Here is a 23385-nt window from a genome sequence, read left to right as displayed (position 1 = left end):
TGCAGATCCTGCGAGACCACGCGGAGCCGCGACCATCTCAGTAGGCGCGCGCGAAGTCACCTTCTTGCTTGATTTCGGTGAATACCGGAAAGCGAGCCTTCCACGCGGCGCCCTTGGCCGTGGTCAGCTTATTGAGACGCTCGAGCACGTTGAGGCCATCCTTGCGCAGGCTCGCCGACACCGCTGCGCGGTCCGGGAAATTCTTCAGGACGGCGTCGAGCCAAATGGTTCGGCCCGCCAGAAATCCGCTCGCCCCTGCGGCATAGGAGTACTCGAGCACGCGCTCGAATTTCTCCGGCGCGGCGCCCCCCGACAGCAGCACCCAGGGGATGCTCCGCTCGCGGCAGATACCGCCGATCGCATCGAACTCCTTCTGCGCGGCTTTCGCCTCCGCGCTGCCGTCACGGGCCGGCAGGCTGTTGGCCGCCAGAGGGCTCTCCAGTTTGAGGAGATCGACGCCGTATTCGGGCTTGGCAAACTCGCGCACGCTGTCGATGACGAGGCCTGGAAGCTTGCCGGGCGATTCCACGTAGTCGGCGGTATGATTGGGGCTGCCGAGGAACGGATAGACCAGGAGCTCCAGCACATAGGGAATGTCATGGCGGGCGCAATCCTCGCCGATCTCGCGCACGAAGCGCTTCTGATGCTCGTTCACGGCGGCATCGGCGTCCGGCCGGTACCAGGCGAGTACCTTGACGGCGTCGCCGCCCATGGCGCGAATCTTGTCCACGCTCCAGTTGGTGATCGCACGCGACTTGCGGCCGCCGGCGGTCTCCTCGACGCGGTGCTCTTCCAGCGTCATGATCAGGCCGCAGCGCGGCGGCAATAGATCGATCGCGGCGGGCACCGCGAAATTCGGATCGAACAGCATGGAGCTGCAATACGGCGCGAGGTTCTCGACCAGGAGGCGCTTGGCCGCCGTGACGTCGGAATATTCGACCTGATCTCGCGTGATGCCTTTGGCTTTCGCGATGGCATCGAACAAGGGCGGCCGCTGGTCCAGCGCGACCATGCGAAAGTGGCCATCTGCGTCAGCAAGCCGTGCCAGGCCGCGGTTCTTTCCAATCGTTCTCATGACTTCGTCCTTATGAATGCAAGACACTCGTTGATGGTGGGGATCCCGTTCCGCCCGCCGGCATGGCGGCATTTCATGGCGGCCGCCGCCGCGGAAAACGTCATGGCGGCCCGCACTTCGAGGCCGGCGCCGATCGCCAGCGCATAGGCGCCATGGAAGACGTCGCCCGCGCCCGTGGTGTCGACGACGTCGACGGCATAGGCGGCCTGGCGGTGCAGCTCGCCATTCGCGTGCCAGCTCACGCCCGCCTCGCCGCGCGTGACGGCGATGACGCGGCAGCCGAAGCGCGCGATGCCCGCGATGGACTTGTCTTCAGATGAGCCGGCAAAGGCCGCAAGCGCGGGCTCGGAGAAGATGGCATGGTCGGTCAGCGGCAGCAGCCGCTCGAACACTTCGGCATCGGCCATGTCGCCGTCGAGCACCGTCGGGATGCCGCGCGTCCGCGCCTGCTGAAACAACGTCGCAGCGCCCTCGACCCAGCGCGGATCGGCCAGCACGGACGATGCGCGCGCAACGGCTTCGAGCGGGAGCCAGTCCGCAGCCTCTGGATACTGGCCGCGGAAATTCACGATCTGCCGCTCGCCGGAAGCATCGACGATGATCCCGGAGACGGACGAGCGGCCGTCGGCAAACAGCCTGAAGCTCTCGACTTCGACGCCTTCCGCCGTGAAAGCCGACTTCATCTCGTGACCGGCGGCGTCAGCCCCCGCCCGCCCCCAGAACGCGACGGACGCGCCGAGCTTTGCCACCGCGACGCTCGCATTGGCAGCCATGCCGCCGCCGAGCGTGCCGTACTCCACGGCCTTGATCTTCTCGCTTCCGCCCGCGAACGGCCGGTCGACCCGCCAGACCTGGTCGAGCGCGGACAAGCCGAGGCAGATCACGTGCACAGGCTTCGCCCCGGATGCGACATCCGCCAGCGCCGAGACATCGGCGATGTTGACCGAGGCGTTCATCGCAAGACCTGCCCGTTGGCGGCATCGAACAAATGCGTCTTGCCGGCTTGCGGGCGCAATGTGATGCGATCGCCGACCTTCGGCCGCAGCGCCGGATCGACACGCGCAATGGCAGGGGCGCCAGCAAGATCGAAATGGATTAACGTATCCGAGCCGAGCGGCTCGACCAGCTTGACGTTGATGGCGATACCGTCGACGGCATCCGTCGCCACGGCAAAATGTTCGGGACGAACGCCAAGCACGGCATTGCCAGCCTGCCGCAGGCGACCCGCAGTCTCGCCGTCGAGCGGCACCACCGTTCCGCCTTGCGACAGAATGGCCCGGTCGTCACGCCATTCGACCGGAAAGAAATTCATCGCGGGCGAGCCGATGAAGCCGGCAACGAACTGGTTGGCGGGCCGCTCATAGACCGCCTCGGGCGTATCGTATTGCTGGATCGTGCCGCTCTGGAGCACGACGATCCGGTCGGCCATGGTCATGGCCTCGATCTGGTCGTGGGTGACGAAGACCATGGTCGTCTTCAGCTCCTGCGACAGCGCCTTGATCTCGGCGCGCACCTGCCCGCGCAGCTTGGCGTCGAGGTTGGACAAGGGCTCGTCGAACAGGAACGCCTTGGGATTGCGCACGATGGCGCGGCCCATCGCAACGCGCTGCCGCTGGCCGCCGGACAGCTCCTTCGGCTTGCGGTCGAGGTAAGGCTCGATGTGCAGTAGCGCCGCGGCGCGCTTGACGCGGGCGTCGATCTCCGCCTTCGGCACGCCCCGCAGCTCCAGCGCAAACGACATGTTGTCGTACACCTTCATGTGCGGATAGAGCGCGTAGTCCTGAAACACCATCGCGATGTCGCGTTGCGCGGCCTGCACGCCGTTGACGCGCTTGTCGCCGATATAGAGATCGCCCGACGAGATCGGCTCGAGGCCGGCGATGATGCGCAGCAAGGTCGACTTGCCGCAGCCGGACGGGCCGACGAACACGACGAACTCGTGGTCCGCGATCTCCAGGTTAAGATCGGGGATCACGGTGAAATTGTCGTAGCGCTTGACGAGATTGCGGATCGAGATCGAGGCCATGATCGCTCAGTCCAGCGCCAGCACAGGCTTGATCAGCTCGCCCTTGGCGAAGCGGACGAAATTTTCGGGCAGAGCCGACAGGCCGAACTCGCCGTCGACGAGGACGCGGTACTCGTCCCTGTACTTGCGCAGCAGCTCGACATTCGGCTCGAAATCCTGGACCGGGAAATAGAAGGTCCGGATCATGTAGAAATCCTTGCGGCGAAACACCTTGCCTTCCTCGATGGTCCAGGGCGCAGCGTTCTCGCCGACCAGCACCAATGCGCCGCGCGGCAGGACCAGCTCGATGCCGAGATTGCGCGCAGCATGCGCGCCCGAACATTCCATGATGAGGGCGAAGCGCTTCGATGTGTCGCCCACCGGATGCGCCGTCGCGCCAAAGGATTGCGCGATTCTGAGACGCGCCGCGTTGGGATCGGCGACATGGATGTCATCGTAGCCGAGCGCGCGGAGCGCCAGCACGACGCCGAGGCCAACCGGCCCTGCTCCCATGATGAGAACCGGCCCCGCCTCGTCCGACGGCACCACGCGGCTGACGAAGCGCACCGCGTGGCCTGACGTGCCGATGGTATCGAGCAGCAGCGGCGCGAGGCTGTCCTCGATGTCGTCGGGCACCGGAAGCAGGCAGTTTTCCGGCACCGGCACGTATTCGGCATATCCCCCCGGCCTGTTCCAGCCGATCAGGCTGGAGACCTCGAGGCACATCTGGGTATCGCCGCGCTTGCAGGCCGCGCAGTGGTCGCAATGCAGGGGAATGTAGACCGCGCAGCGCCGGCCATGCAGTCGGTGACCGGGCTGCTCGACGACGCCGAAGATCTCATGGCCAGCGGTGAACTCGGAGCCCTTGTGCCACAGCTTGAAGTCCGAGCCGCATAACGCGGTGCGCAAGACGCGGACCAGCACCTCGCCGGTGGCGACATCAGGCATTGCCACGCGTTCGATCGTGATGCGGTCATTGCCGTGGAACACCGCGGCCTGCATGATCGAATTCGTACGGGGGGACACGTTCATCGGATACCTAACCTTTCACCGCGCCGAGCGTCAGTCCGGACACCAGCCAGCGCTGGACCAGGGCAGCCAGCACCAGCGGCGGCAGCGCGATCAGCGTTGCCGCCGCCATGAGGGCGCCCCATTGCGTCGAGCCTTCGCCGATGAAGTTGAAGGCCGCCGCGATCAGCGTCTTGGTGTCGCCATTGGAGAGCACCAGCGCAAACAGGAAGTAGTTCCACGAGAAGACGAAGGCGAGGATCGCCGAGACCGCGACGCCTGATGCCACCAACGGCAGCGCGATGCGCCAGAGGATGCGCGTGACGCTGCATCCATCGACCTGCGCCGCCTCGAACACGCTGCGTGGAATGCCGTCGAAGGACGGCAGCAGCACCCAGATCACGATCGGCAGCGTGATCACGGCATGGCTGAGGATCAGTGCGGTATAGGAGCCGATCATGCCGACCTGCCGGAACATCACGTACCAGGGCAGCAGGAACAGCGTGCCCGGCGCCATGCGCGCAGCGAGCGTCAGGATCGCCGGCCACGAAATCCGCGTCCAGGAGACCGCGAACGCGGCAGGAATTCCAAACAGCAATCCGAGCGCGGTCGAGCCGACGGTGACGATCAGGCTGTTGAGCGCGTAGCTCAGGAATGGCGTCGTCCTGGTCAGCTCGACATAATTATCCAATGTCGGCGTGAAGATCAGCGTCGGCGGATAGGCGGTGACCTCGAAGGACGGCTTGAACGAGGACAGCACCATCCAGACCGTCGGCGCCATGATGAGCACGCCGGCGAGCACGAGCTGCAGGGTGTTGAGCCGGCGGATCCAGCGGTCGGTGTGGGCGGCATCGTTCATGACATCACCACGCCACTGCGCCGCGCAGGCGGTTGAAGGCGAGCACGGCGCCGAACACGATCGCCGTCAACGTCAGCATCAAGGCGCTGGCATAGCCGATGTTGAAGAACTCGAAGCCGACCCGGAAGCCGTAGATGTTGAGCGTGTTCGAGGCGTTGCCGGGGCCGCCCTGGGTGGTGATGTAGATGATGTCGAAGAAGCGCAGCAGATCGACGCTGCGCAGGATCGCCGCGGTGACGATGGTCGGCAGCAGCAGCGGCAGCGTGATGCGCTGGAAAGTCTTGAATGGGGATGCACCGTCGATCTGCGCGGCCTCGTAGACGCTCGGCGGCAGGGACTGCAATCCGCCCAACACGATCAGCGCGACGTAAGGCGTCCACTGCCAGCTGTCGATCAGCGCCACGGTCGGAATGACCAGGGATGGCGAGGCCAGCCAGTCCGACGGCGGCAGGCCGAATGCTTGCAGGATGTAGTTGGCGGCGCCGAGCGACGGATCGAGGATCACCAGCCACATCATGCCCGCCACCACCGGCGGCATCATGAAGGGCGAGATGAACAGCGAGCGGACGATGCCCGGCAGGCGCTTGGCATGAAACAGCACCAGCGCGAGCCAGACGCCGAACACGAGCTGCAGCACCAGCGACAGCACATAGAGGGCGATCGTGACCCACAGGCCGTGCCAGAACTCGTAGTCGGAGACCAGCCTGGAATAATTGGCAAGGCCCGCAAAGGACTGCTTGCCGGTCGAGGAGAAGCTCTGGAAACCGAGCCAGACCGTATAGAGTACGGGAAACGCGATCATCGCGACCGTGAAGATCACGGCCGGTGCCGAAAGCGCCGACATTTCCAGCTTCTGTCGATCCTGCGTGAGCGTCGCAGCCGCATCAGACATGCGTGCGATTCCTTGGGGGTGACGCGTGCCGGCCGGCCGCAGGCCAGCCAGCACCGAACATTATTTCTGGGCGATCAGCGCATCGAGTGCCTTGTCGGCATCGGCGCAAGCCTGGTCGATCGGCTTCTGCTTCAGGATCAGATCCTGCACCGCCTGGCCGATGAACTCACGGGATTCCGGATTGGCGACGATGGGATAGCCGACCTCAGAGGAGCCCTTCGTGGCGAGCACGTCTAGCGCCGCCTGCCATTCCTTGCGAACCGGCTCCTCGTCGATCCACTTGCGATATTCAGGGTCCTTTGCGACCGACGGACGCGGCGGGGCAATGCCCTGCAGCGCCATCTTCTTCTGCACCTCGGGACTCGTCGCCCATTGCACGAAATACCAGGCCGCATCCGCCTGCTTGCTGTGCGAAGACACCGCCATGCCCCAGCCGATGGTGGTCGGCACCGTGCCGGCCTCGCCGGCCGGGAACGGCAACAGGCCGGTGTCCTTCAACCGCGCGCCGCCTTCCATCACCGTGCGCAATTCGTTCGAGGATTCGAACGCCATCGCCGCGCGGCCGCTGCGATAGAGCGCCGAGATCTGCTGGAAGCTGTAGTTGACGACGCCGGGCGGCCCGAAATCGCGCAGCAGGCGGCTATAGGTATCGAGCGCCTCCTTGCCCTTGGCCGAGCAGAGGTTCGACTTGCCGCCTGCGATATAGCTGCCGCCGATATTGTGCAGCATGTTGCTGAAGGTGTAGGCGATCGCCGGCTTGAGTCCGCGCGAGACGAACGGCGTCACCGCGCTGTCGCAGGACTTGATCTTCGCAGCGGCGGCTTCGACTTCCTTGATGGTCTTCGGCGCCTCGACACCGCACTTCTTGAAGATGTCGGTACGGTAATAAAAGATCGGGCCCTCGATGTTCATCGGCATGCTCGTCAGCTTGCCGCCGAAGGTCGCGGCTTTCAGCAACGCCTGGCTCAGCCCGACCGGATCATAGTCCTTGGCCACCTCGTTCTTGGCCATTGCGGTGAGGTCGGCATACCAGCCGGCGGCGGCGAACTGCTCGCCCTCGCGCGACGGCAGCGTCATGAACACGTCGACCTCGTCGCTGTTCGCATTCATGACGGTGACCAGACGCTGGCGCATCTGCTGCTCCTGATAGCCGTCGACCTTCAGGGTCATGCCGGTCAGCTTCTCGAAATCGGCCTTGTAGGTCAGCAGCGCCTGGGAGACCGGATTGTTGTTGGCGAGAAAGGTGACGGTCTTGCCCTTGAACTTCATCCAGTCGAAATCCGCCGCCCGCGCCGGCGCACTGACCGCTGCAATCGCGAGAACGGGTAGCGCGACATGCGTCGCGAGCATCCTGGCCTTCATCGAACTCTCCTCCCGGCTGGCCGCCTTGGTTGGCGGACCATTTTGAACATTTGAGCATCAATTGAAAACGGTTACAAAATAGACCTCGAATCCGGTGTGTCAAGCGATGGACAAGCAACGAAATCTCCGGCAGACATGTGCATATCCGCTACGACGCGGCCACGCCGCAGAATGTAACGTTACATTCATGAGCCTGACCAACGCCAAATCCGTGAAACAGGGCATCCGCGCCGTGGCGGCCCGGGCCGGCGTTTCGACCGCCTCGGTCTCGCGCGCGCTCAACGATCCGGCTGCGGTCAGCCCTTCCCTGCGCGCCCGCATCGAACAAGCGATCGACGCTCTCGGCTACATCCCGCACGCGCCGGCGCGCCTTCTGTCGTCACGGCGCTCGCGCACCCTCGGCGCGATCGTGCCGACGATCGACAACACGATGTTCGCGCGCGGCATCGCCTCGCTCCAGCAATATCTGTCCTCGGTCGGATACATGCTGTTCCTCACCACCAGCGGTTATGATCTCGACGTCGAACTGCAGCAGGCGCGCAACCTGATCAGCCGCGGGGTCGATGGCCTCGTGCTGCGGGGCGATTGCCATCACGACGGCTTGCGCAAGCTGCTCGCGGACAACGCGGTGCCCTTCATCAATGTCGGCATCTACCAGCCCGACCGGCCCTACCCTTGCGTCGGCACCGACAATGAAGCCGCCGCCCATCGCGCCGCCGCGCATGTCATCGAGCTCGGCCATCGCCGCATCGGGATCGTCTCGGCGCTTCAGCGCAACAACGACCGCGCCAGCGCCCGCGTCGCCGGCTTTCGGCGCGCGCTTGCCGAGAACGGCCTCGAGCTGCCTCCGCAATGGCATGTCGAGGTACCCTATACGCTGGACGACGCGCGCGAGGCGGCGCGATATCTCCTCACCCTCAAGGATCGGCCCTCAGCCGTGGTGTGCGGCAACGACGTCATCGCCTATGGCGTGCTGCTGGAGGCCGAGCGCGACGGTTTCTCCGTGCCGCGCGACCTGTCGGTGGTCGGCTTCGACGACCTCGACTGGAGCCGCCATTTGCGGCCGAGCCTCACCACGATCCACGTTCCGACCGGAGAGACCTGGCAGCGCGCCGGCGAATATCTGGTGCGGAGCCTTGCCGGCGAGCAAACCATCATGCATCGCGAGATCGACTTCTCGCTGGTGGTACGAGAATCGACGGCTGCGCCTCCGAAGTCCCTGAAGTGAGATCCAGCCGATGAATTCGAACTTTTCCCTCGCTGCCGGCTTCCATGCCGTCGTGATCGGCGGCGCCGGCGACATTGGAGCCGCCATCAGCAACCAGTTTTGCGACCTCGGCGCGACGGTGACGGCCACGGGCGCCAATGAGGCCGATCTCGCCCGCACGCTCCTCAAGCCGCGCACGGGCCTGACGCTCGCGAAGCTCGACGTGACCGACGATGCATCCGTTGCGTCGTTCGCCCTGCAGCACAGGCGCGTCGATGCGCTGGTCAACTGCGCCGGGATTCTCGCGCGCGACGAGGAATTCGAGATCGAAACCTTCATGAAGGTGATCGATGTAAATCTCACCGGCACGTTTCGAACCTGCATGGCGTTTCGCCCGCTGCTCGCCGTGCAGAAGGGCTCGATCGTCAACATCGCTTCGATGAATGCGACGCTGGCCCTGCCACGGATTCCTGCTTATTGCGCCAGCAAGGGCGGTGTCGTGATGTTGACCAAGGCGCTGGCCTTGAAGTGGGCTGAGGAAGGCATTCGCGTCAATGCGGTCGCGCCAGGCTACATCGAGACGGCGATCAATGCGGCCGGCCGCACCGATCAAGCGCACTACCAGCGCATCGCCGAGCGCACCGCATTCAAGCGGTGGGGCCAGCCGGCAGATGTCGCTGGCGCAGTCGCCTTCCTGTGCATGCCGGCCTCGCAATACGCGACCGGGACGGTCGTTGCCGTAGATGGCGGTTTTCTCGCCGGATAATGGACAGGCTCTGGACGGAGGTCACCGAAACCTCATTAGAGAGCGGCGAATTGTTCCGAGTATTTACCAGGACCACATGTCACGCGTCCATGCACCGGCGAATCATCTCCTGAGTGTGACACACGGATTGCCCGGGGAAGAGGATGGCCACGCCGCTTTCGCGGCTACCTATTGGTGCCGTATAACATAGATCATGGAATACTTTTTCAATTCTTGGAATGCTACCGAAGACGACTTCGGATTACTTTGATATACTTTCTTCGGCGCTTCGTCCATCCCAGCCATCTCTTCACGCCGGATCGCGCGTTCGCTCCAAGCATGGCGAATGGCGCTGGACGTAACCACGACGGGTTTTCCGTCTTAGCCAGGACTCTAGGGCCTCGACGGCCTGCACGTGACCATCGAATAGATCCAGCCGCCGTCGGCCACGCCCGCCGAGACGGCCCCATTCACGCACCAATGCCGTATCGCCAAAGAGTGTCGGCTCGATCGTGAGCACATAGAAGCGCGCCATGTTACGAGCCGGATCGCGACGCTCGAGCACGAGGTATTGCACGGTGAGTTCGGACATGCGCCAGAATCGCAATTACCGAATCGACCGTCCAATTAAATAAATGAATCGATCAGGGCCAACGATTCAGAATTTTTATGCAGGCTCCGAGACAGCCGAGGTCAGGCGATAACCGGCTCAACTGAGCTCCCAAGCTCCAAGCTTGTTGGGTGGCGGCGCCTCCTTGGAGATGTTCTCTGAACAAGATGCCGCGCGTACTTGATGGAGATCCCCTCCTCCGACCTCAGGCGTTGCGCAAGACTTGCTCGAGCTGCGCCACGAGCTTCGCCCGGTGCTCGGCAAGAAGTTTGTCCAGATTGATCTGCTTCCAGCGCACCGCCGGCAGCTCCGCCGCGCCGGGGACGCCCAGCAGGCTCCAATCCGGCTCGCCGCGTTTGAACTCTACGAGGAAATCCTTGTGAGCTTGCGGCATTTTTCCTGCGAGTTCGGCCGATCAGCGTTTCCCGGGCTTCGAGAAACTCGTCCAGGGTTACTTCGTCGGCGGTCATGCCCTCAAAGCCGTGCGTGAATTCGTGCTCTATATACTTGCGACGAGGAACCACGACCTCGGAAATCGGCCTGTCATGGCTAATGAGGTAGACGATGAACGCCTTGCGGAGATCGTCTGTGATGCCTTCGTTGGCGAGCAGATCGCGGACATCAAAGAGGTCACGCGGATGCTGCCGGTCGAGCGCCGCGACGAGCTTGCCGGCGTATAGATCGGCGAACGAAACGACTTTCGTCTGTGCGAAGCCGAACGTTTCTTCGACGCTCGGCGACACGTCACGCAGCTGCGGCTCGAAGACGCGGCCCCTGATCACCGGCGTGACCTCGATCTTGATCTGCGCATCGCCTTTCTGGACGGTCAGCTTGGTGACGATCTTTTCACGAGCGTTGACGACTTCCGTCACCCGTGCGCCCGGCAATCCTTTCCTGATGGCCGCCGCCATGCGCTTCATCGCCGCATCGATCGCGGCAAGAGATTCGGGGCGCGGAGCCACCGGCACATAGGTCAGGTCGATATCGACCGATAAGCGCGGCATGTCGCGGTGGAAGAGATTGATGGCGGTGCCGCCCTTGAGCGCAAAATCGGGCTCCGCCGCGACGAACGGAATCGTCTCGATCAACAAGGCTACCTGATGCCGGAATTTTTCAGACAGGGGCATTGAGGTCGTCTGGGATGGTTATGAGGTATTTGGTGTCGAGTTTGCCGCCCTTGACGAGCATGCGCTTTCCCGCGCCGAGATTGACTTTCGACCTGTCGATCTGTTTGAGCCAGGCGTGCTGATGTCGCTCCGCGAACCAGAAGAACAGTCGTTTGACCTTGACGCTTTTGCAGTCGTTCAGAAGCGTTTGCAGCCGCCGGGGACTCAGGCTCCTCAAGCCTTCCGCCAGTGCATCAACCTGATGGAAGCTTTCGTGGCGGGGCAATTCGTCAAGCAGTTCGAGGAACGCACGTTCGGGCGTCGATACCGTGAGAGGCCAGTCGAATGGTCCCTGTATTTCCCGCGTCGTCCCCGACTTTGATCCGGGTTTGCTCCCGTGCGTTTTGAATAGACTTTGTGTGCGGTGAACGCGGAATTTCTGTTCGAGCGGGAGTTTGCCGAGCCAGCCGGGAGCGGACTGCGTTCCATATAGATGTACGGTCGTAGCGCCCCTCTGGCTCAAGTAGTGGCCGAGGCCTTGCGCTTCCATGGCGGTACGTCCGCCGACGATGAGATCGGAGCCGAGCAGTCGCTGGAGCGAAACGACCACACCCTGCCAGGAGACTTCGCCGAGCGGGCGCTTGAAGGTTCCCCGCGCCGGCTGAACGAGCCAGCCGGCCGATACGTATTGGCTGCGCAGGCTGGTGGAGTATCCATGCCGTTCCATCCAGGCGGCATCGACGAGAAGCCCCTGCGGGAGGGTTCGTTCGAGTTTGTTTAGCTTTCTGTCGTTTTGCTCAGCCATACTAAGTAAAATTAGCTGTTTTCAAACCGCACGCGAGGTTTAAGTTACGTCAATTTTCCGCAGTCAGACTAAGTAAAATCACAAAAACACAAACTCATTCGGATACAAAATTGACATCTGTTCCCTTTTTGTTCTAATTTGAGCTCCTCCGTGAAAGCGTTCGGGTAGATCGACATGTCGGTGGAAAACCCGCCGGCCAAGTCGAAATCGACGACGCGTATGTGGACATTGAGCCGAGCGACATCGCAATCGCGCACAGATCATGTTCAATCCGGTTGCAATGATGGAAGGGAATTCATGAGTTTCAAAGCAACCGGCGCTTCGCACGAGGCGACCCTGCATTGCCCCAACTGCAATCACGAGATCCGGCTGACTGAGTCGCTGGCGGCCCCCCTCCTCGCTGAAACCCGTCAGCGCTTTCAACAACAACTGGCCAACAAAGATGCCGAGATGGAGCGCAAGACCGAGGCGCTGCGGCTGGAACGCGAGCAGGTAGCGAAGGACCGCGAGCAAATCGAAGGCCAGGTTGCGAAGCGATTGACTTCCGAACGCGCCCAGCTGGTCGCGACCGAAAGCAAGAAGGCGCGGGAGGCGGCCGCGGCCGAGCTGCAGGCGAAGGAGGCCGAAGCTGCGGAGCTACGAGCCACCCTGCTCTCCAACAACGCGAAGCTCGCCGAGGCCCAAAAGCAGCAGGCTGAACTGATGCGGCAGCAGCGGGCGCTCGAAGAGGAAAAGCGCGAGTTCGACCTGACGATAGAGAAGCGCGTCCAGGCCTCAATCAGTGAAATCCAGATCAAGGCCAGGCAGGAAGCCGACGAGGCTGCGCGCTTGCGCGTTGCCGAAAAAGACCAGACCATCGAGTCGATGACACGCACGATCGAGGAGCTTAAGCGCAAGGCCGAACAGGGATCACAGCAATCTCAAGGGGAGGTTCTCGAGGTCGAGCTCGAAGAGCTTCTCCGCGGACGTTTTCCAACCGATTCGATTGAGCCGGTTGGCAAAGGTGAGCTTGGGGCGGACGTTATCCAACAGGTGAATGGTGCTATTGGCCAATCTGCCGGCATCATCCTTTGGGAAACCAAGCGCACCAAGGCGTGGAGTGACGGGTGGCTCGCCAAATTGCGCGACGACCAGCGTCGTTCCGGCGCCGACGTCGCTCTGATCATCTCGCATACGTTGCCGAAGCATGTCGAGCAATTCGACTTGGTCGACGGTGTGTGGGTTGCGCATCCACGCTGCGCCCTCCCCGTAGCGGTCGCTCTTCGTCAGGCACTCATCGATGTCTGCAGTTCCCGCATGGTGCAGCAGGGACAACAGACGAAGATGGAGCAGGTTTATCACTACTTGACCGGCACGAAGTTTCGGCAGCGGGTCGAAGCTGTCGTCGAGAAATTCAACGATATGCGCGAGGATCTCGACAAGGAGCGCAAGTTTATGGGCCGGCAATGGGCCAAGCGGGAAACTCAAATCCTGGCCGTCATCGATTCGACCGTAGGCATGGTCGGCGACCTGCAGGCAATTGCCGGTAAGGCCATGCCGGATATTCCCAGCCTAGATACTCCGTTGTTGGAGAACGCTGTTGAGGTCGAACGAAAAGCTGGATGATCCCTCTCCCAGCCTGTTTACAGTGCATCCGCGCGCGAGCCGCCCAGGATCGCATGCAGACTTCGGCCGGCTGTTCACGTCAAGCGCGTAACCAGAAGCGGGCAGTTCGCGGTCGCATTGCACGCCGAACCTTGCCCTCTCGTCATTCACTTTTAAACAGCTCCAACAACGATGCTAGGCCTTTACGAGAAGCAACGAATCCCTGGTCTGCCCAAAGAGCTGACTGTGAGAGGCTCGACGCATCTCCTGATTTAGCTCTCCAACCTGCGCCGCAGTCAGGCTCGCGGACGAGAAGGCGGGCTGTTCATTGGCTTCCGGCAGCAGAAGGGCCGAACGGGGAGAGACCGGATAATAAAAACAGAGCTCAGTCGGAGGCCGGATGCCGTCTCCGCGCAAGTTTATGATTGGCTGATCCCCGGTGATGGAATGGCGTGTCCGTCTTGTTATCGATCAGGACTAGCTTCCGCTGCTTGCGTTCAAGAAAGAGGCTCATGCCGATATTGAACGCGAACATGGGACTCATGATGTCCCATAGTCGCCCCGCACGATTGGATCGTTCAATCTGCGCTCCTATGACTGTTCAGCCGCAACCGAAGCGGCGATCGCTGCGATCGATCGGAAAAGGATGAGAGCATCGTCCCTCGACGCGACAAAGCCGCGCCGTTTCCAGAACTCGGCGGCTTCGGCATCGACGGCGTTGACCATGAGCGCGCGACCGCCGACCAACGCTGCACCCCGCACGCAGCGTTGGAGCGCGTGCTTTACGAGACCCGTGCCGATGCCGAGTCCAGCCCAGCGGGTGTCAGTGGCAAGCTGTCCGAGCAGCAGGCACGGAACCGGATCAGGCGGCTGTCCGGTGCGAATGGCTCGTGGAAGCACCGATGGTACGACCGCCGTCGGTGCAAGACCGTAGTACCCAACGACACGCCCCGCCTCATGAACGACAAGCACGGCGGTGAAACCCTTCTCCTGATTGGAGAGCGCGCGGGTCTTAAGCCAATGGTCGAGTGTCGGCTTGCCGCACGAAAATTCGGATACATCGTGGCTGGCAGTCAGTGGTTCGGGAGCCGATAGGACCACGGCTCACTGCTTTGCGATGTAGCCGGGCTCCCAGGGCGCAGGCCTCTTGGCCAATTCCACCATTTCGGGAACCGGCACGGCGGGAGCAGACAGGACCGCCATGAATTCCTCGAACCCTTCGGGGGTCATGCGGATGAGGCGGTTTTCCATCACGACTTCCTCGGCGGCCCTCACCGCAGCATCGCGCACGAAGTCGGTGCGCGAGCGTCCACGCAAGCTCGCAGCACGGTCGATCATCGCGACGTCTGCCTCCGGCAGACGCATCGAGATCGGGTATTCCTTACGCTCTACGCTACTAGCCATTGCCACCTCCTTCCATGCACGCCCAAGATAAGGGATTGTAGCGCAAAATACAATACCGGATGATGCTGATCGCGAGCAGCTCCTCGAGGCGTTGCAGTTGGAGAGCGCGCCGGAGCTGACGTTCATGCGCAGCTTTTCCCTGTCTTTCATTCGTTTGAAAACGCGCTGCGCTCCACCGTCGCGGTTACTTTGGAGCATCATTACAAGCATGCCAGATGGTGGCGGGCCATTTACGAAGAGCTTAAGCGGGGTGGTCGGGCTAAAAATATTACCCACATCGGAACCGTCCCGCTGGCGCGACATGCAGCGTTCCGGATTGGCGCCGTAATCTTGGACATTGAAGGGAAGAAATTCCCAAATGGCCCTATCGACGGGATGTTGAATGGATATGAGTTCATGCATGATTGCCATCTGAACCATATCAGACAGCTTGTTGAGGACCATTGGTCAGTTTTTTCATCGAGATTCCATCCCCTCAGCACCGCTGATTTCAGTGCGAAGTTTGAGAAGGTGCGCGAGGCAAGAAACGCGGTTTACCATCATCGCTCACTTTCCGGGATGTCGGACGTAGTAGCAGCGGCGGAAGAGCTTTTAGACAAGCTCGATTTTTGCCTGAAATTCGTTCACGTAAAAATTTCGGAGTGCGAGCCAAAGCTGCTTTCCTTTGCCGTCCCTCCGGAAAGGCGCCACCGCACTTGGACGGCATAAATTCAAACTGAGACTCGAAGCTTTCGCCTTGCGAGCGGAATGGCAACCAGAGGCGATTTTCCGACGACTACGTGGCTCTCAAATCCTGAACGAGCCGAGCCCCAATACCCCATAAGCAGCAGTGAGGACGGGGGCAGATGGCTCGCACACCCGCTCCGTGGCTACTCGGTGGCTACCGCCCACACACAAGAAGGCCGCTCTCTGAGCGGCCTTCTCAAGAAATCCAGTTGTATCAGTGGGTTATTTGGTTGCGGGGATAGGATTTGAACCTATGACCTTCAGGTTATGAGCCTGACGAATTAACACCGCCCAAGTCCTCCCCGCATAGGAAGACACTGACCGCGGTTTAAGCGCGATTGGTTGACCAAGCTTCCGGAACGTCAACGGACATCGCTCGCATCGAAGCGTCGATCGCGACCAAGTCTGGGAATCAAGGGATTACGCTGGATCTGGTCGGGGAGGGACCGGAACCTCCTACCCCGGATTATCATTCCCCCACTCGCCTATCGGGTCGGCTCGTCGCCTCGTGTTTTGTCGTGCCCCACTGCATCAACGTCCTGCTTCGCGTCTCGACGCCGGCTAGCGGCCAACTCCGAAAGCTCGTTCTTCAGTGCATGTCGTCGGGTTTCGAGAGCAGGCATGTCGTCGACGAATTGGCGAACCTGGCGAGCCAACTCGTGATCTGCTGGCGCTTCAGAGCGCTGCAGCTCGGCGGCATAATCGAGATATCGACGCCGGATGACGTCCTGACGGGACTTAATCTGTTCGTCCCAAGGATGCTTGGCGGCCCTGCCACCCCTCACTTCCGAAAGCACCTCCTTACGGGCGAGCCGATCAACCTCGGGCGTGATCTTACGTTTGCGCATCGCGCGGACCGCCCCGCGATCGGCCTTTCGAATCCGTCCACGGGTGCGCCGCGGCGTTGCCTCCGCCGAGATCCCTCGAAGCCTGAGTTCGCCCGCAAACCGTTCCCGCCAGGCCTGAAGATCCGCCTTCCGGGGGTTGAGGCGCTTGCCGTCCTGGCCCAAAGACCGAACGGTCAAGTGCACATGGGGATGCTTGTTGTCGAGGTGCTGGACGAAGACATAGTCGTGATTATAGCCGAATGTCTCAATGGCAAACGCCCGGGCCGAATCTTTGAGTGCGATGGCATCAGTACCGGCCGGCATCGACAGAATGATGTTGATCGAAAGCGATCCATCGCGGCGGCGCTTGTCGTCGAGACCGGCATCATCCTCCCAGCGTTGCTGCAGGTCTTTCAATCCGGCACGATCCGTCAGCGACGTGCCCTGTTCTGTTTCCGCATCGAGCTCGCCGTTTCGCGTGATGTATGCAAGGTGCGACTTGAGATGCGCCACGTCCTTGGTGCGACCGGTGATCTTGACCATCACCTCTGGTGCTCGGCGCACGAGGCGCTCGAGCTTTGCACGCATCGCCGGCGTAAAGCGGCCGGGAACCGCCGGATCGGGGATATCCCACTCGGCCCGCCGTGGGCGCCGATTGGGCGTTTCCCAGACATACGAGATCGGCGGAAGATCGGAGGCTAGCCCGGTCGGCCGCGGCGAGCGCCGGCTCATCGCCGTCCATCCCAATAATCGGCGTTGCCGTGCAGCGTGCCACGCAATTGCGCGAGCTCTCTTTCGATGACCAGTTTGGCCTCTTGAATTGCTGATAGATCCGGCTCAACCGCCTTGCCCTGCAGCACACTCGTGTTTGCGGCACGCGCAATCTGGTTGATGTTGCCGCCGATCCGGTTGAGCTCGCGAACGATCGCGCGGAGCGCCTCATGCTCGTTCGGGGAATGCTGCACGGGCGACCCCAGCCGTGAGCGCACCAGCGCGACGATCCAACCGGTTCGCGTCATGCCGCGCTGATGCGAGACTTCCGCGAGCTGCCGCATCTCGCTCTCGCGAAACCGCACCGTCACCTTCTCCGGTCGTCCGATAGGCAACGCCAGGATGCGCGGCGCTGGTGCAGCTAGGGCCTCAGCAATGAGACGCCGCAGCAGCGCGGATTTGCCGCCTTGGGTAGCCGCAAAAGCGGAGAACTGCGCCGCGACTTCGTCGGAGACGCGAAGCGAGATCAGAGCCATGCACTTCAATCCCAATTGCGATGTAATACATCGCTGGCGCGAAGCCTATCCTGCACTAGAAAGCCAAAAAATTTGTCCCTTGATGTTGGTTCAAACCAACATTCTCTGCATTCAACGCTCGCCAATGTAAGGCGATCGAGGGCCCCTGCCCTCTGTGCCGAACTCTGCTCGGGGCGCTCGTTTGGCGGAGTAGGCATCGCGAAGACCGATCCGCCGGCAAGCCAGGAAACGAAGGCACTAACTGACACCGGCACTGTGGACCGCGACTTTCCAGCAGCCTGCGGCCTCTCTACGGCGCTGTGGGGAGCGCGTTCGGCCTTCGGCTGCCGCGCTAACGCGCCATCCTTCGGATCGGAAAGTCGCTCCGCCGGCGCACGCCGATAGTCTGTCGCCGCGGCAGCGAAAGTGTCGAACGAGTTCATCTCGACAGGATCTCCTCGATGCTGAGCGCCGACGCCGGAAACTCCTCTTCTTTGTCCGCACCATCGACCAACACCACGGCGTGACGGGAGCCCTGGGTCGCGGGTCGATCGACAACGAGCTGCCCGGTCCGATCCTGATACCGAACCCTGATTGCCAGCGACGCTGCCGGTTTCGATTGCGAAACGACGCGAGTTTTTGGCTGATGCTCCGTTGCCGCTTCGCGGTCGTCCGCCACGTTGCGCGTGAGCAGTGCTTCCGGGAGGGGAGCGGAGTTTTCGGATCGAAGTCGCCCACCCGGTAATTCGTTCCGTGGATTGGCCCGGACGCCCTCCCCGCGAACGTCCCGGGCCAGTTGTCGAGCCTGTGCGTCGGTAAAGCTGTCCTGCGTCGCGCATCGGCGCTCGATCTCGTCGGGGTGCGTGCGCCAGGCCTGATAGAGTTCATAAAGAGCACGGATCGAACTGCCCTCAAGCCGTGCCCGAAGGAAGTCCGGCATACCTTGGACCGATGCGTAACGCGACACCCAGTCTCTTGGCTTGCCGAGCTTGCGCGAGATCTCCGCCTGGGTATCGCCGGCGTCCAATCGGTCTGCGATGAACCTCGCGATCTCAGGCACGCGCAAATCATCGCGCTGGATATTCTCGATCATCTGAGCGTATCGGTCTGGCAAATCGACGTCTTGAATGAACGCGGGCATTTCTCGCAGCCCGGCGCGCTGCGCGGCGCGGTACCGGCGCGCGCCCATGGCGATGACGTAGCGTCCATCTTGACTAGAACGGCGAAGCACGATGGGTTGCAGCACGCCATGTTCGGCAATCGATTGGGAGAGCTCCTCCAATTCCTGTTCGCCGAAGGTGCGGCGTGGTTGATCGGGGTCTTCGTCAATGCAGCCGATTGCGACCAAAAGCGGCCGTCCGGTTACGCCGCCAGGGTTTGCAGCGACGTCGACGAGCTCCTTGAAGCTGAGATCAAGCGTCATTCGTCGTCTCCTGATCAAGCCGTTCCACGATCTTGGCGAGAACCGCGCGGATTTCCCGACCGGCTTCTTGCGCCGAGCGACGCTTCAAGCTCCACACCGGCACCCGCTCCGCAACGGCTTCGGCATAGCCGTCCCGTGCAACGATCTGACCTGGGAACACGTACTTGCCCGCTTCGCGCAACAACTGCTCTAGGTGCGTTCGTTGACGCGGCGACTTGGTATTAAAGTTCGACGGCAGCAGGCCGAGGAATCGCGTGTCCTGACGAGCGTAGCGTCGTTGCACACCGATCACGGTCTGCATCAGGGCTTTGACGCCCTTTACGGAATAATCTTCCAGGTAAATCGGCGCCAACACATGCGAGGCGGCGACCAAACAAGCGACACTGCGAAGGCCAAGCGATGGCGGGGTGTCGATCACGCAGACATCGAAGCGGCCGGCGGCCTCAGCGAGATTCTGCTGCAGGGTCATGACAGCTGCAGCATTGCCGCGATCGATATCCGTCAAAGAGCTGTCGGCCGGCGCCAGTGTGATGCCGTTGTTTTCCCCAGCGACAAACCGGGTCGCCGGCTTGAAGAGGGCGGCCGCCGAAATCGACCCTGTATGCTGCTTGAGCGTGTCGGTCGCGTTGCCCTGCGCATCAACATCGATCATCAGAACCCGGCGGCCCGCTTCCGCCATAAACCAGGCCAGATGCACGGCAAGGGTCGTCTTGCCGACGCCGCCCTTTTGGTTGTTGATGACGATCGTGTTCACCGGGCCGACCTTGGTGCAACCATCTGCGCCCGTTCCATCCATGTTCCTCCAGACCGTGCTTCGGCTGCCGGCTCGGTCCTGACTTGACCGGCCTCTTCATCCTGGGTGTTGGTTTGAACCAACGCCCATGGCGAACCAGCAGAATCCTGAAAGCAGGCACAAAATCCCCTGCCAGAAGAGTCAGGTGGGACCGAGCCACATCGGGCGCGCAGTCAGTTCGCATGATTGGACAGGCGCACACCGGAGTTGACGCAAGACAACGAAAGCCAAATGCGTGTGCCACTAGCCCTGTTGGTTCAAACCAACACGTTCTGAGGCAGCGTCACCTCGCAATCTCCGTATAGTTTGGGAGACGAGACGGAGCCGACGCCGACCAAAGCTGGACGACGGTAAGAACCGCGCGGCGCCCTCGGGCGCAAATGCGACATCAACCTGCTGATGCTCGGCGAGGCGTTTGACCGGCTCGAGCGAACAAAGCGACGCCGTGGCTATGCCCCGGCGGTGGAAAACCGCTGATCGGCGGGCCATGCGTCGCCGGACGTGGTTGGCTGGTTGCGTTGCCGGATCAGCTCGACGAGTTGCGCTTCGAGCGCCTTGCGCTCCGCGGGACCGAACAGGCAGTCGCGCAGTTCGGCGCGTAGTTCCTCGATGGTGTCGACCGTCATGAGCTTCTCTCCATTCGAAGGGAAGAAGGCCCCGCCTCGCAGCGGAGCCCTCTTGGGAGGCTCAGTCCCGGTTCGGCCGGGACCAGATCAGTTGGAGGCGTTCCGTACCCTCGACCTCGGTCAGGGTGGCGTAGATCGGAGCGGGGAAGCTCGGATCGTCCAGCTTGACGGAGAGGTAGTCACGCTCGGTGTCCTTGGCGGTCTTCTGCCAGGCCGCACCCAACTCGACGTTGCCCGAGTAGATGCGGAAGTGCGGTCCCTTGTCAGAAGGATTTTCGACGCGGATCAGCTTGGCCTTGACGTTGAGGTTTAGCGTCTTGATCGCGCCGGAGAAGCCATTGCCAGTGGAGGTGAAGGTGCCGATGGTAGCCATTGTCTCATTCCCTTGGTTTTCTCGGGCGCGCCTATCGCGTCCTCGATGGCGGTCGTGAGACCGGAGGCGATCGACCTGCACCCGGAGGGCCGAAATGAATGGAGGGCGGCCGGCAGCGACTTTCTTGGACCGCGAGGAATGGCGGGCAGCGCCAGGGGAAGAAAGTCGAGGGCGGGCGTTGCAGGGACAAGATCGAGAGCCCGCAAAGCGGGATCGACCTTCGGTCAGACCAGCCTCCATCGAGGACGCAGATGGGTGCGCCCTTCGCGAAAACACGTGGAATGAAAACAGGCGGCCCGAGTCGGTCCGGCCATTCGGATTTCAAGGCAACGGCGTAGTAACAAAGCGCAGATCACCCTGAGCAGGCCAGCTCGGCGCCGAGTCATCACCCGCGATGGAGCTTGTCGCTGTCAGCAACGTCGGCGCCCCTGTCGAAGTTGCCGTCGCAAGATCGATAAAGAGGCTAGTGACCTGTCTCGCCAGGTGGATTCAACGCCCCGCTCTACGCATCCATGCGACCGCCCGGCGAGGCGTGAGACAGATGGTAGCGTCGCTGGACTTGCCGGCCGCCGAGTCCGGGGTGATTCCGCCGGCACGCGCGATCGAACGAAGCTCGGCGTGCGGGTTGCAACGCCACAGCATTGGTGCGGGTTGTGAGCACGATCGACGTCAACAGAGATCGGCTGCCGGGCTCGATTTCGGTTCGAACGTTACTTAGCCGGCGGGCGCAGCCGGCTTTCCGCCCATTTCCGGGCAGCGGGATCGCGCAGCGGATCGTCTTCGCAGGCCAAGCAGACGTAGCACGGCCGGCCCGGCGCGACGTCGTGGGCACAACCGTCATCGGTTTCCCGCACTTCGGGCACAGCTTCCGGCTCAGGTAGAGCGGAGTCATGGTTTTTCCCTGCCGGAACCAGCTCCCAGTGCGCCGCGAGCACAAGTAGATCGCCAAAACTTGTCCGTATGCACCAGACCGCTTGACGCGGAGCGCGTCCCGCACTGAAATCCGGTTTTCAGTGATGTTGCGGGGGTGGCGTCGTGGAAGATTTTTATAGGAGCTTCGCGAAGCGGGCGCGCGATCTGGCCGAGAACGCGGACCCGTTCACCAGGCGGCGACTACTCGACCTGGCCCAGCGATACGATCTCAAGAGCAAACCAGGATCACCAGGCGGACGGTCCATCCCGCCGCAACGCGCAACGCCACCAACGGTGCTGTTCGCCGGCTCCGGCGAGTCCTAGCGAAAGGTCGCAGTGCAGATCGTGGGCTGCTTCACCGCCACATCGTGGGCGCGCCGTTACTCTATGTTCTGGCGCTCCCCGTCTCCTTCCTTCACATCGCACCGCCTCCCGCGCCCTCCGGCAGCGGCATCGCTTCTATCGAACCATCGAACACTTCAATCGCGCCCGCAGTGCAGTTCGCGTCTCGCCGTTCCTGAGACGCAGTCGCCAGTCGCAGGGCGTCGGAACGCCCGCTCGCTGCTAGGAAGCCTGTCCATGATTTGCAATCTTTTGCTTCTTCCAGAGCGCCATGATCTGCGGTCCGATGGAATAGTTCCCGGCCCTAGCTTTAGCCGTCAGACCCCGTAGATAGCCGCCGGGACTTTTGATTTCGGCCGACCGTTGCAGGATCGCGGCGACGGTGACCGCTGCATCGCCCTCCCCCATCGCGTCCACGGCGTCTTCCCAGGCGCTCGGGCTGACCCCCAGCGCCGATCGAACGACCGCGGCCGTCGCGATGAATTCGGGCCAGCTTCCGATCCCTGTCCGCGAGTACATCGCGATGTCAGGGCAAGCCTTGAGGACCATCCCCAACGGAAATCCCGTCGTCTGTTGGCTCCTCCTCTCCGGCACCGGTTGGGTCTCACCGATCGGCCCCGTGCCTTCTTGAGAGGCTGGTTCAAGTTCAATAAAGGGGTCTGGATTTGAATTCTGATAGTGCGCGCCAGAATGGTTGTCATTGCCGTCCGTTTTCTGTGCAGAGAGATGTGAATCCAACAGCTTGCCCGCCTCTGCGGCAAGGCGCTCCAGGCTTTCGGCAAGAGGTTCGAGGAGGCCTAGACCGACCAGTCGTGGCAAGCGGCCACTGAGGCCTGCGAAGCGCCTCCGGACATCCCCCCAGTCGCCCTGGGCCCCCTCCTCCGCCGCGACGGCAATCATCTTGGCTATATCCCGCCGGAGTATCGAGACACGCTCCCGCGCCAAGGCGACAGCGCGACGCTCGATCCTTACCTCCTCGGCCAGACGATCGAACTCATCGGCCCGCGCCACGATCGGCGTCAGATCGAACCCGAACGCCTGCTCGATTGTGCCATCGCCAGATCGCCGAGCGTATCGCTTTCCATTGGGGCTATCGCGGCGGATGATGAGTCCCGCGTTGACCAGCGCGAAGAGATGTCGGCGGAGCGTGGTCCCAGCCATCCCGTGCGTGCGCTCGCTCAGAGACGCGTTCGAGGGAAAGACAACGAGGTTGCCAGGGGTGAGAGCCGTCTCCGGTAGACACGTCAGCAAGCCGTTGAGCACGGTCAACGCACGATCCGAGATATCGAGCCGCTCCCTCGCATCGGTGATCGCGCGGAAGATCTTCCACTTGTGAACTACTCTGTCTTCAGGGCATGCCTTCGCGGCCGCCTGGCTCGCCATCATGGCAAGCGTCAGCGCGCGCCGCCCGAAGGGCGTCGTTGGGTGACTGTCGATCATGTTCTTCGCCTTTTCAGGCAAAGAAAAAGCGCTCG

At 62.1% G+C, this 23385-nt stretch carries 23 protein-coding genes and 1 tRNA gene; 4 read left to right on the top strand and 20 right to left on the bottom strand.

The genetic code is table 11. The features are described from left to right. Positions 1 to 37: 37 nt before the first annotated feature. Genes ACVIIW_RS36410 through ACVIIW_RS36380 form a run of 7 tightly spaced genes read right to left on the bottom strand, consistent with a single transcriptional unit; the run spans position 38 to position 7201 of the window. Entirely contained in the window at positions 38 to 1075 is a 1038-nt protein-coding gene (locus tag ACVIIW_RS36410) for a tagatose 1,6-diphosphate aldolase (protein ID WP_456705436.1), read from the bottom strand. Next, positions 1072 to 2031 carry a sugar kinase gene (locus ACVIIW_RS36405; protein WP_456705435.1) on the bottom strand — a complete coding sequence of 320 codons (960 nt, stop codon included), beginning with the start codon at positions 2029 to 2031 and terminating at the stop codon, positions 1072 to 1074. The genes ACVIIW_RS36410 and ACVIIW_RS36405 overlap by 4 nt, the downstream gene beginning before the upstream one ends. Then, positions 2028 to 3101, bottom strand: a complete 1074-nt coding sequence (locus ACVIIW_RS36400) for an ABC transporter ATP-binding protein (RefSeq protein WP_456705434.1) — start codon at positions 3099 to 3101, stop codon at positions 2028 to 2030. The genes ACVIIW_RS36405 and ACVIIW_RS36400 overlap by 4 nt, the downstream gene beginning before the upstream one ends. Positions 3102 to 3107: 6 nt before the next feature. Then, positions 3108 to 4112, bottom strand: coding sequence for a zinc-dependent alcohol dehydrogenase family protein (locus tag ACVIIW_RS36395; protein WP_456705433.1), 1005 nt, complete (start codon positions 4110 to 4112; stop codon positions 3108 to 3110). A 7-nt stretch (positions 4113 to 4119) separates the two neighbouring features. Then, positions 4120 to 4947: a carbohydrate ABC transporter permease gene (locus tag ACVIIW_RS36390; protein WP_456705432.1), complete on the bottom strand. Its 828-nt coding sequence runs from the start codon at positions 4945 to 4947 to the stop codon at positions 4120 to 4122. Positions 4948 to 4951: 4 nt separating this feature from the next. Continuing rightward, a complete protein-coding gene (locus tag ACVIIW_RS36385) occupies positions 4952 to 5839 on the bottom strand; it encodes a carbohydrate ABC transporter permease (protein ID WP_456705431.1) in 888 nt (295 codons plus the stop codon). A gap of 60 nt (positions 5840 to 5899) precedes the next feature. After that, positions 5900 to 7201, bottom strand: a complete 1302-nt coding sequence (locus tag ACVIIW_RS36380; RefSeq protein WP_456705430.1) for an ABC transporter substrate-binding protein — start codon at positions 7199 to 7201, stop codon at positions 5900 to 5902. 187 nt (positions 7202 to 7388) lie between these two features. Here ACVIIW_RS36380 and ACVIIW_RS36375 point away from each other — a divergent pair, with 187 nt between their 5' ends. Continuing rightward, positions 7389 to 8429 (top strand): LacI family DNA-binding transcriptional regulator, encoded by a 1041-nt coding sequence (locus ACVIIW_RS36375; protein WP_456705429.1) that lies wholly within the window; start codon positions 7389 to 7391, stop codon positions 8427 to 8429. A gap of 10 nt (positions 8430 to 8439) precedes the next feature. Beyond that, entirely contained in the window at positions 8440 to 9174 is a 735-nt protein-coding gene (locus tag ACVIIW_RS36370) for an SDR family NAD(P)-dependent oxidoreductase (protein ID WP_456705428.1), read from the top strand. Between the two features lie 289 nt (positions 9175 to 9463). Here ACVIIW_RS36370 and ACVIIW_RS36365 read toward each other — a convergent pair whose 3' ends face one another. The 3 genes from ACVIIW_RS36365 to ACVIIW_RS36355 all read right to left on the bottom strand — a co-directional run bounded on the left by ACVIIW_RS36365 (position 9464) and on the right by ACVIIW_RS36355 (position 11674). Then, positions 9464 to 9745 (bottom strand): WGR domain-containing protein, encoded by a 282-nt coding sequence (locus ACVIIW_RS36365; protein ID WP_456705427.1) that lies wholly within the window; start codon positions 9743 to 9745, stop codon positions 9464 to 9466. Positions 9746 to 9846: 101 nt separating this feature from the next. Then, a complete protein-coding gene (locus ACVIIW_RS36360) occupies positions 9847 to 10890 on the bottom strand; it encodes a nucleotidyl transferase AbiEii/AbiGii toxin family protein (protein ID WP_456705426.1) in 1044 nt (347 codons plus the stop codon). After that, positions 10877 to 11674, bottom strand: a complete 798-nt coding sequence (locus ACVIIW_RS36355; RefSeq protein WP_456705425.1) for a type IV toxin-antitoxin system AbiEi family antitoxin domain-containing protein — start codon at positions 11672 to 11674, stop codon at positions 10877 to 10879. The genes ACVIIW_RS36360 and ACVIIW_RS36355 overlap by 14 nt, the downstream gene beginning before the upstream one ends. 297 nt (positions 11675 to 11971) lie before the next feature. Here ACVIIW_RS36355 and ACVIIW_RS36350 point away from each other — a divergent pair, with 297 nt between their 5' ends. Continuing rightward, positions 11972 to 13279, top strand: a complete 1308-nt coding sequence (locus tag ACVIIW_RS36350) for a DUF2130 domain-containing protein (RefSeq protein WP_456705424.1) — start codon at positions 11972 to 11974, stop codon at positions 13277 to 13279. 570 nt (positions 13280 to 13849) lie between these two features. On the opposite strand, the gene ACVIIW_RS36345 is transcribed toward ACVIIW_RS36350, so the two are convergent. The 9 genes from ACVIIW_RS36345 to ACVIIW_RS36305 all read right to left on the bottom strand — a co-directional run bounded on the left by ACVIIW_RS36345 (position 13850) and on the right by ACVIIW_RS36305 (position 20656). Beyond that, entirely contained in the window at positions 13850 to 14359 is a 510-nt protein-coding gene (locus tag ACVIIW_RS36345) for a GNAT family N-acetyltransferase (protein ID WP_456705423.1), read from the bottom strand. Positions 14360 to 14362: 3 nt separating this feature from the next. Beyond that, positions 14363 to 15106: a type II toxin-antitoxin system TacA family antitoxin gene (locus ACVIIW_RS36340; protein ID WP_456705422.1), complete on the bottom strand. Its 744-nt coding sequence runs from the start codon at positions 15104 to 15106 to the stop codon at positions 14363 to 14365. Positions 15107 to 15615: 509 nt separating this feature from the next. Further along, positions 15616 to 15695: transfer RNA gene (locus ACVIIW_RS36335), tRNA-Met, on the bottom strand. Positions 15696 to 15873: 178 nt separating this feature from the next. Then, positions 15874 to 16947 carry a relaxase/mobilization nuclease domain-containing protein gene (locus ACVIIW_RS36330; protein ID WP_456705421.1) on the bottom strand — a complete coding sequence of 358 codons (1074 nt, stop codon included), beginning with the start codon at positions 16945 to 16947 and terminating at the stop codon, positions 15874 to 15876. Continuing rightward, positions 16944 to 17462 carry a plasmid mobilization protein gene (locus tag ACVIIW_RS36325; protein ID WP_456705420.1) on the bottom strand — a complete coding sequence of 173 codons (519 nt, stop codon included), beginning with the start codon at positions 17460 to 17462 and terminating at the stop codon, positions 16944 to 16946. The genes ACVIIW_RS36330 and ACVIIW_RS36325 overlap by 4 nt, the downstream gene beginning before the upstream one ends. Before the next feature lie 418 nt (positions 17463 to 17880). Then, positions 17881 to 18864 (bottom strand): ParB/RepB/Spo0J family partition protein, encoded by a 984-nt coding sequence (locus ACVIIW_RS36320; RefSeq protein WP_456705419.1) that lies wholly within the window; start codon positions 18862 to 18864, stop codon positions 17881 to 17883. Continuing rightward, positions 18854 to 19660: a ParA family protein gene (locus tag ACVIIW_RS36315; RefSeq protein WP_456705418.1), complete on the bottom strand. Its 807-nt coding sequence runs from the start codon at positions 19658 to 19660 to the stop codon at positions 18854 to 18856. The genes ACVIIW_RS36320 and ACVIIW_RS36315 overlap by 11 nt, the downstream gene beginning before the upstream one ends. 446 nt (positions 19661 to 20106) lie before the next feature. Beyond that, entirely contained in the window at positions 20107 to 20283 is a 177-nt protein-coding gene (locus ACVIIW_RS36310; protein WP_456705417.1) for a hypothetical protein, read from the bottom strand. A 61-nt stretch (positions 20284 to 20344) separates the two neighbouring features. Next, positions 20345 to 20656, bottom strand: a complete 312-nt coding sequence (locus ACVIIW_RS36305; RefSeq protein ID WP_456705416.1) for a DUF736 domain-containing protein — start codon at positions 20654 to 20656, stop codon at positions 20345 to 20347. Between the two features lie 1035 nt (positions 20657 to 21691). Here ACVIIW_RS36305 and ACVIIW_RS36300 point away from each other — a divergent pair. Beyond that, positions 21692 to 21892, top strand: a complete 201-nt coding sequence (locus ACVIIW_RS36300; protein WP_456705415.1) for a hypothetical protein — start codon at positions 21692 to 21694, stop codon at positions 21890 to 21892. A gap of 240 nt (positions 21893 to 22132) precedes the next feature. Here ACVIIW_RS36300 and repC read toward each other — a convergent pair whose 3' ends face one another. Next, positions 22133 to 23347: a plasmid replication protein RepC gene (repC, locus tag ACVIIW_RS36295; protein WP_456705545.1), complete on the bottom strand. Its 1215-nt coding sequence runs from the start codon at positions 23345 to 23347 to the stop codon at positions 22133 to 22135. Positions 23348 to 23385: the final 38 nt, after the last annotated feature.

The sequence above is a fragment of the Bradyrhizobium sp. USDA 4449 genome, assembly GCF_054056275.1.
The sequence above is the reverse complement of the archived record's forward strand: the minus strand, read 5'-3'. Positions and strand labels throughout refer to the sequence as shown.